The sequence below is a fragment of the Mesorhizobium sp. WSM4815 genome (assembly GCF_055811575.1).
Window position 1 is genome coordinate 12,940 of the sequence record NZ_JBVVQS010000086.1, and the last position, 12,114, is coordinate 25,053.

Annotated in this window: 13 protein-coding genes; 5 read left to right on the forward strand and 8 right to left on the reverse strand. The window is 63.2% G+C overall.

Annotated features, from left to right (window positions below; genetic code table 11):
* Positions 1 to 75 precede the first annotated feature (75 nt).
* The 3 genes from AC0L2B_RS09650 to AC0L2B_RS09660 all read right to left on the reverse strand — a co-directional run bounded on the left by AC0L2B_RS09650 (position 76) and on the right by AC0L2B_RS09660 (position 2,626).
* Positions 76 to 576, reverse strand: a complete 501-nt coding sequence (locus tag AC0L2B_RS09650; protein WP_027156157.1) for a MaoC family dehydratase — start codon at positions 574 to 576, stop codon at positions 76 to 78.
* 230 nt (positions 577 to 806) lie between these two features.
* Positions 807 to 1,235 carry a phasin family protein gene (locus AC0L2B_RS09655; RefSeq protein WP_473745115.1) on the reverse strand — a complete coding sequence of 143 codons (429 nt, stop codon included), beginning with the start codon at positions 1,233 to 1,235 and terminating at the stop codon, positions 807 to 809.
* Between the two features lie 95 nt (positions 1,236 to 1,330).
* A complete protein-coding gene (locus AC0L2B_RS09660; protein ID WP_473745117.1) occupies positions 1,331 to 2,626 on the reverse strand; it encodes a DUF445 domain-containing protein in 1,296 nt (431 codons plus the stop codon).
* A gap of 198 nt (positions 2,627 to 2,824) precedes the next feature.
* Between AC0L2B_RS09660 and rirA the strand changes: the two genes are divergently transcribed.
* The gene (gene rirA, locus AC0L2B_RS09665) at positions 2,825 to 3,286 is read left to right on the forward strand and encodes an iron-responsive transcriptional regulator RirA (protein ID WP_473745118.1); all 462 of its coding nucleotides are present in this window, start codon (positions 2,825 to 2,827) and stop codon (positions 3,284 to 3,286) included.
* 219 nt (positions 3,287 to 3,505) lie between these two features.
* Here rirA and AC0L2B_RS09670 read toward each other — a convergent pair whose 3' ends face one another.
* From AC0L2B_RS09670 to hemP, 5 genes are read right to left on the reverse strand one after another with little or no spacing between them, the layout of a single operon-like run.
* The gene (locus AC0L2B_RS09670) at positions 3,506 to 4,294 is read right to left on the reverse strand and encodes a heme ABC transporter ATP-binding protein (RefSeq protein WP_473745119.1); all 789 of its coding nucleotides are present in this window, start codon (positions 4,292 to 4,294) and stop codon (positions 3,506 to 3,508) included.
* A gap of 39 nt (positions 4,295 to 4,333) precedes the next feature.
* The gene (locus AC0L2B_RS09675; protein WP_287235366.1) at positions 4,334 to 5,434 is read right to left on the reverse strand and encodes a FecCD family ABC transporter permease; all 1,101 of its coding nucleotides are present in this window, start codon (positions 5,432 to 5,434) and stop codon (positions 4,334 to 4,336) included.
* Between the two features lie 11 nt (positions 5,435 to 5,445).
* The gene (locus AC0L2B_RS09680; RefSeq protein ID WP_473745210.1) at positions 5,446 to 6,312 is read right to left on the reverse strand and encodes a heme/hemin ABC transporter substrate-binding protein; all 867 of its coding nucleotides are present in this window, start codon (positions 6,310 to 6,312) and stop codon (positions 5,446 to 5,448) included.
* Between the two features lie 47 nt (positions 6,313 to 6,359).
* Positions 6,360 to 7,439, reverse strand: a complete 1,080-nt coding sequence (locus AC0L2B_RS09685) for a hemin-degrading factor (RefSeq protein WP_473745120.1) — start codon at positions 7,437 to 7,439, stop codon at positions 6,360 to 6,362.
* 11 nt (positions 7,440 to 7,450) lie between these two features.
* Positions 7,451 to 7,687: a hemin uptake protein HemP gene (hemP, locus tag AC0L2B_RS09690; protein ID WP_128177236.1), complete on the reverse strand. Its 237-nt coding sequence runs from the start codon at positions 7,685 to 7,687 to the stop codon at positions 7,451 to 7,453.
* Positions 7,688 to 7,893: 206 nt separating this feature from the next.
* Between hemP and AC0L2B_RS09695 the strand changes: the two genes are divergently transcribed.
* The 4 genes from AC0L2B_RS09695 (at position 7,894) to hmuQ (ending at position 12,046) form a co-directional block, all read left to right on the forward strand.
* Complete coding sequence (locus AC0L2B_RS09695) at positions 7,894 to 10,134, forward strand: TonB-dependent hemoglobin/transferrin/lactoferrin family receptor (RefSeq protein ID WP_473745121.1); 2,241 nt, start codon at positions 7,894 to 7,896, stop codon at positions 10,132 to 10,134.
* Positions 10,135 to 10,139: 5 nt separating this feature from the next.
* The gene (locus tag AC0L2B_RS09700; protein ID WP_091598130.1) at positions 10,140 to 10,583 is read left to right on the forward strand and encodes a hypothetical protein; all 444 of its coding nucleotides are present in this window, start codon (positions 10,140 to 10,142) and stop codon (positions 10,581 to 10,583) included.
* 94 nt (positions 10,584 to 10,677) lie between these two features.
* The gene (locus tag AC0L2B_RS09705) at positions 10,678 to 11,664 is read left to right on the forward strand and encodes an energy transducer TonB family protein (RefSeq protein ID WP_473745123.1); all 987 of its coding nucleotides are present in this window, start codon (positions 10,678 to 10,680) and stop codon (positions 11,662 to 11,664) included.
* Positions 11,665 to 11,731: 67 nt separating this feature from the next.
* Positions 11,732 to 12,046 (forward strand): heme-degrading protein HmuQ, encoded by a 315-nt coding sequence (gene hmuQ, locus AC0L2B_RS09710; protein WP_027156145.1) that lies wholly within the window; start codon positions 11,732 to 11,734, stop codon positions 12,044 to 12,046.
* The last annotated feature ends 68 nt before the right edge of the window (positions 12,047 to 12,114 follow it).

Below are 12,114 nucleotides of genomic sequence, written 5' to 3' on the forward strand. Positions count from 1 at the left end.
CTCAACCGTCTTGGCGCTGCGCGCCGATCCACCTTCTCCCACAAGGGGAGAAGGCAAGATGGTGCTTGGCTCTCCTCACGGCCCTGCCCGCCTGCGCCGCCGCTCATAGAGCATGACCAGTGTTTCGGCGGTCAGCGCCGGCTTCTTCTCACCTTCGATCTCGACGATGTTGGCCGCCTTCATCAGATACTGGCCGGGGCCTTTGTCCTCCATGGACAGCAGCGTGATGCGCAGCCTGATGCGCGCGCCGGCCCTGACCGGCGCCAGGAACCGCACCTTGTCAAAACCATAATTGAAGACGGCTTGCGTGTTTTCCGGCACGATGCCCATGTCGAGCGCCAGCGCGCCGATGATCGACAGCGTCAGATAGCCGTGCGCGATGGTGGCGCGGAACGGGCTCTGCCGCTTCGCCCGCTCTGGATCGACATGGATCCATTGGCGGTCGCCGGTGCATTCGGCGAACTGGTCGATGCGGCTCTGGTCGACCGTCGTCCAGTCCGACACGCCAAGCTCCTGCCCTGTCATCGTTCTGAGCTGTTCGTAGGTCGGCGGCGGCCTCAGCCGTATTTGCGTCATTCCTGCTTTCCCGATCGCTTGCCCTGCCTCCGGACCACGAACCGGCCGCCTCTGTCAATTCGCTCGGTGTGTTCCGCCGCGATATCCTCGGCCGGATCGCGCCAGTGCCGGTGTAGAGCTGGCAACAGGATTATCGAGCAAAAGGAACTTTGTGCGCCTCGGCGGGACCAACACCAAGGCTTTCGCCAGCCGGGATGACGACAGAAAAGTCCAGCGGCTTGGGAAACAGCCTACTTCTTGTCGTAGCCGCTGCGGATTTCCTCCATCGCCTCCTTGATGCGCTCGCGCAGGATCTCGACCGATTCGGTGCCGGATTTCCTGGCCAGCTCGGCCACCTCGCCGGCATTCTTCAATGCGGTTTCGAAGGATTTCCTGGCGAACGCCGTTTGCTTGGCCATCAGCTCCCGAGGATCGCCCGGCGCCCTGTAGTCCTGTGCCATGTCGGCGATCTCGTGCAGCGTGTCCTGCAGCATCTCGCGTTGCCTAGAGAGCATCGACGACGCTCCGGCAGCACTTGCCCTAGCCGACTTTTCCAGTGCTTCGAGGTTCTTGCGATGATGGCTGAGGATCGCCTCGACATCGACGCTCGGCAGCTTCAGGTCGCGGCCGAACCTGCCGAACATGTCGATGAAGGTGTCGGATTCCGGTCGCTTTGCCATGGTGGCGTCTCCCCTGTTGCTGCGAATGCGGCAGCTGAAGAGAACAATAGGGCACTGGAGCCCCACGGTCCATTCAGCCGCGCACACATCGCGCCTCATCCGACGAGGAACAGCCGTTCCAAAGTGTGGAGCACGACGCCGGCCAGGCCGCCGATGACCATGCCGTTGAAGCGGATATATTGCAGGTCCCTGCCGATGTTCATTTCGATCAGCCTGGTCAGTTGCGCAAGGTCCCAGCGCTTGACCTGATCGGCGATGAATTTCGAGACGCCGCTCTTCTGGCTTTCGACGAACGACGACAGCGCAACGATAAACCCCTGGTTCATGTCGGCCCTGATCTGGGCGTCGCCGGCAAGATGGCGGCCGACCTCGACGAACATGTTAGCGAGATGGGCGCGGATCATCGAATTCGGCGCCTTGGCGTCCTGCTCGATGAACACACTGAGGCTTTCCCACATGTCGCCGGCCAGCGCCTTCAGCTCCGGCCGGGCGAGGAAATCGCGCTTCAGTTTCTCGGCGCGCTTGGCGTATTGCTTGGATGTCCTCAGCCGCTCGACGAAGCTCAGGACAAAACGGTCGAATTCGGCGCGCATCGGGTGGTCGGGATCGGCCCGCACCTCGTCGAGCAACGAACCGGCCGAGGCGACGATCTTCTTCAGCAGATACGCGTCGGCGCGAAACAGGTTGAACAGCGACGGCAATTCCTCGCGGATCTTCTCGCGCATCGTCGCCAGCGCCGCCTCGTCGCTCAGGAAGCGGCCGACGACCTTGGTGAATTCGTCGAACAGTCTTTGGTGGCGGCGATCATCGGTCAGCGCCGACAGCAACTCGGCGGCGAGCGGCGCCAGCGGCACCTTTTCGATCTGCTCCAGCATGCGGCTGCTGACGAAGCCGCGCAGGCCGGATTGCTCGATCGCCGTCAGTGTCTGCGGCACCAGCCGGCCGACGAAATGCGACAGATCGGCGGCCCGGTTGGGGTCGGCCAGCCAGTCGGCGACGAGTGCGGAAAAATCGACCTCGGCAAGCTTTTCCCGCACCGGTTCGGGCGCCAGGAAATTGACCTCGATGAAGCGGCCGAGATTGTCGGCGATGCGGTTCTGGTTCTCCGGGATGATCGCGGTGTGCGGGATCGGCAGGCCGAGCGGCCGTCTGAACAACGCCACCACCGCATACCAGTCGGCCAGCCCGCCGATCGTCGCCGCCTCGGCGAAAGCGGCGACGAAACCCAGCCACGGATAGCGGCCCTCGAACGACTTGGCCACCGCAAAGATGAGGACGCAGAGCGCGAGCGCTGCGGTGGCGACGAATTTTGTGCGCCGAAGCGCCGAAAGCTTGGCCTCCGCGTCGGCATCGAACCGGGCGGACGCCCAAGCCGGTGATGATTGTGACATGGATGAACTGCTCCTGGTCTATGTCGCGGAGTTAACTTAGTAATCCGCTCACCCGAATGCGCGCCATATCAGGGTCGTGGTTTGCACGACCGCCCACACAAAGCTGATAAACATATTCAACTATTATGCGGTGCTTGTCTGGAATTGTTCCAAGGTATAGGCCATATTAGGGTTGAGCTACTGCTTCGTGAGGACACAATGCGGCTGACACGCCAGACCAACTACGCCATGCGCATCCTGATGTATTGCGCCGCGAATACCGACCGGCTGAGCCGCATCCCGGAGATTGCGGCCGCCTACTCGGTGTCTGAACTTTTTCTCTTCAAGATCCTGCAGCCTTTGGTCGAGCATGGTCTGGTCGAGACGGTGCGCGGCAGGAACGGCGGCGTCAGGCTCGGCCGCGCGGCCGAATCGATCACATTGTTCGAGGTCGTGCGCGTGACCGAAGAGAGCTTCGCCATGGCTGAATGCTTCGAGAACGACGCTGCCGAATGTCCGCTGGTCGACAGTTGCGCACTGAATTCGTCGCTGCGCGAGGCGCTCAATGCCTTCTTCGCCGTGCTCGAGCGCTATACGATCGCCGACATGGTGGCAGCGCGCCCGAACGTGCGCCACCTGCTCGGCATCGACATGCTGGTGCAAAGGGCGCCGGCCGCTTGATCCGGGTCGAGCCATAGCCGAACAGCGCTTGCAACTCTCCCTTCTCCCCTTGTGGGAGAAGGTGGCCTCGCGAAGCGAGGTCGGATGAGGGGTGTTCCAGCTTGGCACCAACAGCGTTCCGTCCAACACCCCTCAACCGTCTTGGCGCTGCGCGCCAATCCACCTTCTCCCACAAGGGGAGAAGGAAGAAGGGGCGGCGCCGACCTTGCCAGCTGGAACTTACGCCGCTGACTGCGGCAGGACGAACGGCATGTCTCCGGCCGGCAGCACGCCGACCCGGAGCCGGCAATCGAACACTTTTTCGATCAGATCGTCGCTGAGCACGTCCTGCGGTGTGCCGGTGGCGGCAAGCCTGCCGCGGTGCATGACGAAGATCCGGTCGGCATACATCGCCGTCAAGTTGAGGTCATGCAGGATCGCGACAACGCCGCCGCCCCGCCTGGCGAAATCTCGGGCGATGTTCATGATGATCAATTGGTGCTTGATGTCGAGGCTGGAAACCGGCTCGTCGACGAAGAGATAGCGCGGTTTGCCGTCGAGGACCGGCGCCCAGACCTGGCAAAGCACACGGGCCAACTGCACGCGCTGCTGCTCGCCGCCCGAAAGCTCCTGGTAGAAACGGCCGGCAAAGCCGTCGAGATCGACGCGCGCCAGCGCCCGTTCGGGCAGGCGCGCGTCCTCGCCGGGCAGCGCGCCCGAGCGCCCGCCGAGCAGGCCAAGCCTGACGATCTCGCGCACCGTGAACGGAAACGACGGCGTCGTCGCCTGCGGCAGCACGGCGCGCAGCATGGCTGCCTCGACCGGCTTCATCACCGACAGGTCACGACCGTTGATGGTGACCTCTCCCGAATAGGCAAGATCGCCGGACAGCGCCCTCAGGAAGGTCGTCTTGCCCGAACCGTTGGGACCGACGATGGCCGCGATCTCACCGGGCCGCATGTCGAAATCGACATTGGCGACGATGCCCTTGCCGCCGATCGCCACCGAGACATCCCGCGCTTCGATCATGCAAACTCTCTAACAGGTCTGCTCACACAGGCCCCCCTCTCATAGGTCTATAACCCCACGCTTGCGCAGCAGGATCCAAAGGAAGAACGGAGCGCCGGCGATCGCGGTGACGATTCCGATCGGCAGTTCCGCCGGCGCCACGATGGTGCGGGCGACGGCATCGGCTAGCAGCAGCAGGCAAGCGCCAAGCAGGGCCGAGGCCGGCAGCAGATAACGATTGTCCGGGCCGATGGCCAGGCGCAGCAGATGCGGCACGACGATGCCGACAAAGCCGATGCCGCCGCTGACGGCGACAGACGCCCCGACCGCCGCCGAGACGCCGACGATGGCCGTGTATTTCAGCCGCTGAACCGGAATGCCGAGATGGCCGGCGGTGGCTTCGCCCAGCGCCAGCGCGTTGAGGCCGCGCGCCACGAACGGCATCGCCGCCAGCGCCAGCACGATCACAGGCCCAACGGAGCCGATTTTTTGCCAGGTCGCGCCGGCGAGCGAGCCGAGCTGCCAAAAAGTCAGGTCGCGCAACTGCCGGTCGTCGGCCATGAAGATCAGGATACCAGTCAGCGCCATGGCAAGGGCCGCCAGCGCGATGCCGGCGAGCAGCATGGTGGCGACCGAGGTTTGGCCGCGCCGGGTGGCCACCTGATAAAGCACCAATGTCGTCACCAGCCCGCCGCAGAACGCCGCCAGCGGCAGAGCGAGTGTGCCCAGCATCGAAGTTATCGGCGCCAGCACTGTGGCGCCAAGCACGATGACGGACACCGCGCCGAGGCTCGCTCCGGCCGAAACGCCGATGAGACCGGGGTCTGCCAGCGGGTTGCGGAACAGCCCTTGCATCACCGCGCCGGAGACGGCCAGCGCTGCGCCGATCAGCACACCGAGCGTGACGCGCGGCAGGCGGATGTCGTAGACGATCAGGCGGTCGCGCGCGCTCAGCGCCTCGTTGCCGGGTGCTGCACCCAACAGCCAGTCGCCGACGACGCTGACGGCCGAGGCATCGGATGCGCCTGAGGTCAGCGACAACAGGACGGCAACGGCAAGTCCGAGGCACAAAGCCAGGATGGCGATGCGCGCGCGCCCCGAGCGGTCGCCGTCGGATGCTGTCGCCATAGTGCTCGAACCAGCGATCGATTGATCCACCATCGGGCGCCCGCTCAGTCCGCGGCCTGCCCGCCATAAAGCGAGGCGGCAAGGTCGCGGATGACGTCGGCGGTGCGCGGCCCGAAGCCGAGCAGATAACCGCCATCCATGCGGACCACCTTGCGCGCCGCACCCGCCGGTGTCGACCGGATGGACGGGTTCGCGAACAATTCGTCGTCCGATACGCCGGGACCGGCATTGTTCATCATCAGGATCACGTCGGGCCTGGCGGTGATGACAGCCTCGTCGGACAGTTGCTTGTAGCCGGAGAAGCCGTCGATCGCATTGACGCCGCCCGAAAGTCTGATGATGCCGTCGGCCGCGGTGTCGCCGCCGGAAGCGAGCATCTTGCCGCCCCGCATCGACAGAACGAACAGGACGCGCTTGCGGTCCTTGATCGCGGACGTCTGCTTTTCGGCGGCCTTCAGCTTGGCATCGATCTCGGCTGCCAGCGCAGCGGCCTTGGCGTCGGCGCCAAGCGCCTTGCCGACGATGCGGATCTTTTCGAGAATACCTTCGTGGTCGTAGCGCTCGGGCACCTCGATGAACGGGATGCTCGTCTTCTTCAGCACGTCGACGGTTTCCTTCGGCCCGCTGCCGTGCAGCGCCAGGATGCCCGACGGATTGACCGATAGCACGCCTTCTGGCGACAGCTGGCGCATGTAACCGACGTCAGGCAGCTTGAGCGCCGCCTCGGGATATCGGCTGGTCGAATCGCGAGCGACCAGCCGGTCCTGCTCGCCGAGCGCAAAGATGATCTCGGTGATCGAACCGCCAATGGCCGCTATCTTCGACGGGTCCGCAAAAACCTCCGTGCCTTCGGCAGCGCGGGCCGGCAGCGCAAAGGCCACGCAAAGGCACATCGTGGCCCCAACCGCCATTCTAAAAACACGCGCCCGTTTAAGCAAAGCAGCCATTGTCGTTGTCCTTAGGCTGCGGTCGAGCTTGGAATGCGCGGCAGGTTCTCTGCCAGAAACCGCCAGTCCTCGCGCTCGCTTTCGCCTTCGTGGCGCTTGCCGAAGAACTGGATGATCATCTTGCCGTCGGCGCCATAGGCTTCGAGAGACGTGACATGGCCATCCTTGGTCGGCTTGCGCACGCCCCAGACCTCTTGGATGTGGTCGGTCCGCAGATGCAGGTGGAAGGTCTCGTCCAAGACGTTGATCCACGGCCCCATCGGCTTGATCGACTTGATCGGGCCCGAATGGATCTGGATGCAGCCGCGATTGCCGACAAAGCACATGATCGGCATCTCGCCGTCGGCGGCATGATGGAACATGGCGCTGACGGCATCGTGGTCGAGCAGCCAGGCGTAATCCTGGCCAACCATGCGCAACGCCTGGCGGCGGTCGAGCTTCAGCGTCTTCAGCATGCCGAAGAACTGATGCACGTCGGTCAGACGGCTCCAGCGGTCGCGCAGATCGTCGACGTCAGCGGAAGCGGCGGAAGCCTCGGCCTCGCTTTCAGGCCCGCCTTCTGAAATCGACCCTTCCTCTGAAATCGCGACGCTCGACTCCTGGTTCGGCGATTCCAGCTCGGCAACCAGCTTCTGATAGGCATAGAGGTTCGACGCCGGCCGCAGATGCACCTTGTGCACCGCCTCGCCTGCCGCATCGAAGAACTGCAGGCTGCGCCTGATATCGCCGCCGTCGCGCTTTTCGACGGCAAAGCCGTGCGCCCAGGCTTTCGGGAAGATGCGCAGGTCGATGTTCTCGCCGAGCACCATGGCATTGTGGTTGCCGGTCACGACCTTGTCGTAGACGCCGATCTTCTCGTGCACGGCGCTTTCATTGCGCGTCAGCGCCATGACCTCGCCGACGGCCTCGAGGCCGGTCAAAAGATCATTGACGCGCGGCTCGACGCGGAGGACGCCGTCGCCGCAATGCGCGGCGACCAGCTCGGCCTCCGAAATGCCAAGCTGGGCGGCGAGATCGCGCTCGCGCGTCTTCGGATTGTCTGCCCGCGCCCGCCGGATCTCGTGCGGCGCGGGCCTTACGCGCTGGTCCATATTTTTATTACCTACTTGTTGAGGATGAGCTTGCCCTGGCGGGTGATTTTTAGTCGGTAGAGCGCTCCGTGATGCTCGATGCCGATCTCGTGCTCGCCCTGGAACAGCGCGTTGCTGGACAGGGTCCTCACCGTCAACGGAACCCGATCGAAACGAGCCGAATTGTCGTCGGAACGGCGGACGCGATCGCGAAAGTCATTGGGCCGAAAGTCATTGGGCCGAAAGTCTTTGGGATTGTGCGTGTTCATCTGGTTCGATCCCTTTCCTGGGCCGGGCCTGGTCGGCTGGCGCGGCGCTGCGTGAAATGCCGATTCATTTCTTGACTTTAATACTCATGTTTACTAGTCAGTGCAATACCGGACTAGATGAGTCAAGATTTAAGAAGCCGGACACGACGAAAAATGCCGGCGCATTAAGCCTGCCAGCATCGAACCAGGATTTTTGGAGTTGGGGCATGGGGTTGGCGATTTGGGGACGGCTGGGTCTGGCGAATAGCAGTCCAGATCCGGCGCATCGATCAATGGCAAAGGGCATGGCGGCATTGCTGGCGGGCGCTGCGGCGATCGCTCTGCTCACCCCGTCGGCCCATGCTCAGTCGGCCAGTGCCCAACAGGCCGGCCAACCTGCAACAGATCAGCAGCAGGCCGAACAGGCGCAGACGCCTGAACAGGCTGTGACGGCCGCGGCAGGCGCAACGCTGCTCGACCAGATCCTGGTCGTCAGCCGCACCGGCGAGACGGCGATCGATTCCCTGGCTTCGGTCAGCCATGTCGATCAGGAGCAATTGCAACGCCGCATGGCGACGACGCCCAACGACATGCTGTTGGGTGTGCCGGGTGTAGCGGTCCAGGCCGACGCGAGGCGCGTCAGCTCCAGCATCAACATCCGTGGCTTGCAGGATTTCGGCCGCGTCGCGGTGATCGTCGACGGTGCGCGGCAGAATTTCCAGCGCTCCGACCACGGCCCGCAATCGACCTTCTATATCGACCCGGAACTCATCAAATCCGTCGACGTCATTCGCGGCCCGGTCGCCAACACCTACGGCTCGGGCGCCATTGGCGGCGTCGTCCTGTTCGAGACCAAGGACGCGGACGACTATCTTCGCGACGGCGAGACATGGGCGGCGTCCGCGACCGGGCGCTATGAGAGCAATGGCGAAGGCTGGACGACCAGCGCTGCCGGCGCCTACCGTTTCAACGAAAATTGGGATGTCCTCGGCAACATCGTCTATCGCGACTACGACGACTACAAGGATGGCGGCGGCGATACGGTCGACGGCACCGGCTTCGACGTTTTGAGCGGCTTGCTGAAGACAACCATCCGCCCCAACGAAAACAGCGAACTGAAGCTGGGCTGGAATGGCACGAGCGACGGCTGGAACGAGGTCAGCGGCGGCACGCCGGTGAATGACGTCGACCTGGAGGCGAATACCTTCACGGCGCGCTACAACATCACCGATGCGGACAAGAGCTGGCTCGATCTCCACGTCAACGCGTCCTACAACAAGACCAATATGGAGATGACGAGCCTGGTTCCGCAAAACCGCTTTGATCCAGTCACCGGTCTTCCCATCGTCCTGCCGGCGGGCTCGATGTCGACCTTCGATGTCGGCACTTCGGGCATCGACATCTGGAACACCTCGCGGTTCGAGACCGCCGGAATTGCGCACGAACTGACCTATGGCGGCGACTGGGTTGGCGACGATGTCGAGACCGGTGGCGCCGCAGGCGGCGCCAGTTTCTATACCCCTTCGGGCAAGCGAAATGTTTCCGGCGCCTACATCCAGGACAAGCTCACCTGGGACTGGCTCGAAATCATCGCCGGGCTGCGTTACGACAGCTACAAGCTCGAAAGCGATGTCGGCGAAACCTCAGGCGACCGGCTGTCGCCGCGCATCACCGTCGGCGTCTCGCCGTTCGAAACCGCCGGCCTTGCGGGACTGCAATTCTACGGCACCTATGCCGAGGGATATCGCTCCCCGTCGCTGTCGGAAACCCTCATCAGCGGCAATCATCCGGCAGGCGTCAGCTTTCCCTTCCTCCCCAATCCCGATCTGAAGCCTGAAACCGGCAAGACCGTCGAATTCGGTGTCAACTACAAGCACGACGACATCGTCGAGGCCGGCGACGCGTTTCGTTTCAAGGCGGCCTACTTCAACAACGATGTCGACGACTACATCGAAGGCGTCACCCTGTCGGCCTTCGACCCGACCAGCGGCTGCCCGTTCGGCCCCGGCATCCCGATCTGCTTCCAGTACCAGAACTTTGCAGAAGCCAGGATCCGCGGCTTTGAAATGGAAGCCGTTTATGACGCCGGCTGGGGTTTCGCCCGGCTTTCCGCGTCGATCATCGATGGCCACACCATCTCCTACGACGGCGAGCGGGCAGACCTTGTCACCGTCCCCTCTTCGCAGGTCACCGGGCAACTCGGCTTCCGCTTTCTGGAGGACAAGCTGACCGTCGGCGGCGAGGTGCAGTATAATGGCAGGCCGAAGGGCAATCCGGTGGCCAGGGACTACACGCTGGTCAACGTCTTCGCCAGCTACCAGGCGACCGACAATCTCAAGGTCGATTTTCGCGCTGACAATTTGTTCGGCGTCAAATACACCAACCCGTTGAATGCACCCGCCACTGTTGTAGTTTACGAGCCTGGCGTCACGCTGAAGCTGGCGGCGACAATGCGATTTGGAGGCTGACGACAATGAAAAGCTTGACGGCATCGCTTCGCCTGCTGACCTCGGTGCTGGCCATGCCGCTTGCGATGGGTCCGGCGTGGGCGCAACAGTCTGCGCCGGCCCCAGCTCTCACGCTTGAGCTCAATGGCGCGCAGGCCTCCGAAAAAGGCTGCCGTCTGACGTTCGTGGTCAACAACACGCTCGGCGCCGACCTCTCGAAAGCAGCGTTCGAGATCGCGCTGTTCAACGAGGCCGGCGTCGTCGACCGGCTGACGGTGCTCGACTTCAAGGACCTGCCGGCGGGCAAGACCAAGGTGACGCGTTTCGATCTTGCCGGCGCCGACTGCGCCAAGGTCAGCCGCGTGCTGATCAACAGCTCGACCGAATGCGCCGGCACCGGCATCAAGCCGGACGCTTGCATGCGTGGACTGAAGACCGAGACCAAGACCGGCATCGCCTTCGGGGTCTGAGAAGGCAGACCGCGCTGGCCGGCCTGTTGCCGCCAGGGCAAATGATGTTGATTTGACAAGTCCGCGCCGGTTGCGGCAGGTCTCGCCGCGAGCCATGCAGAACATCAGTCCCCTCCCCGACGCCGATGGCGAACTGGCGATTGTGCCGACCGGATCGCTTGCGCCGGCCCGACCGTCAGCCTTGAGCCGCAAATGGACGGCGGCGATCGTCGCCTCCTGCCTGTTTCATGCCGCGGTGGCGGCTGCTTTTCTCGTCGCACCTGCCGGCACGTTTGATGCCGGGGACGCAATTGAGATGGAAGGCGCCGATCAAACCGGCCCCAACGTGGTCGGCAGCGACTTGGATCGTCAGGTCCCGGGCGCGCTGAACGTCACCCTGGTGCCGGACCCGCAGCCGGCCAAGCCTGAGGTCAAGCCCCAGATCAAGCCAGAGACGCCTGCCGACCGGCCCACCGGTGACCGGCCGATCAGGGAAATGGCCGTGCCCGCGCCCTTGCCGCAGATTGTCGAGCAACCCACTGCGGCGCCAGACATGTTGATGGCCGACACTCCGCGGCTGGACGAGCAGAGCGTGGCTCCGAAGATCGAAACACCGGCAGAGCCGGCTGCTCCGGCCGAAAACACCGAGGCGCCTCCTGCCGATATAGGGCAGCCGCCGATCCCGACGCCAAGGCCAAGCGCGACACCAGGTCTTGGCGGAGACAGCGAGACGAACGATCCCCGCGGCGCGGCGGATGGCGAGGAACGCGACACGGTGACTTCCAGCAAGGGCAAGGAGCAGGCAGCGGCAGGCAATGCGATAGAATCCCGCTACAGCGGTGAAGTTCAGAAGAAGCTTGCCCGCGCCAACCGTCGTGTTTCGAAAGCGATACAGGCCAGCGCTCGCAACAATGCCAGGGTCGTTTTCGTTGTCATGGCCGACGGCAGCATCAGCGATATACAGCTTGCCGAAAGCTCAGGTTCTGCGGAGCTTGACCAATTCGCTTTGACACTGGTGCGCAAGCAGGCGCCGTTCCCTCCCATTCCAAGCGAAACCGGCAAGTCAAGTTGGGTGTTCAAGGCGCGGATCGGTCCATTTTAACAGCCTGCCCTCATTGATTCAGGCATTCCAACACGCATCATGAACTGCAGTCACGAAAGGACGGCCAATGTACATCGCCATGAACCGCTTCAAGGTCCAGAATGGCTCGGAAGCCGCTTTCGAGGACGTCTGGAAGAACCGTGATTCAAGTCTTTCGGAGATGAAAGGCTTTAAAGAATTTCATCTGCTGCGCGGTCCGGTCAACGAGGCCGAAGGCTACACGCTGTTTGCCTCGCACACGGTGTGGGCGAGCCATGAGGATTTCGTCGCCTGGACCAAGTCCGAAAATTTCCGCGCCGCGCACCGCAACGCCGGCTCCACCAAGGTGCACTATCTCGGCCATCCGCAGTTCGAGGGCTTTTCGGTCGTCGAGGGCGCGTGAGTAGTCTCAGGCGACCCATGGTTCCCTTGGGCTTTTGCCGAACGATCGGCGCCTGACGAAATAGGGCG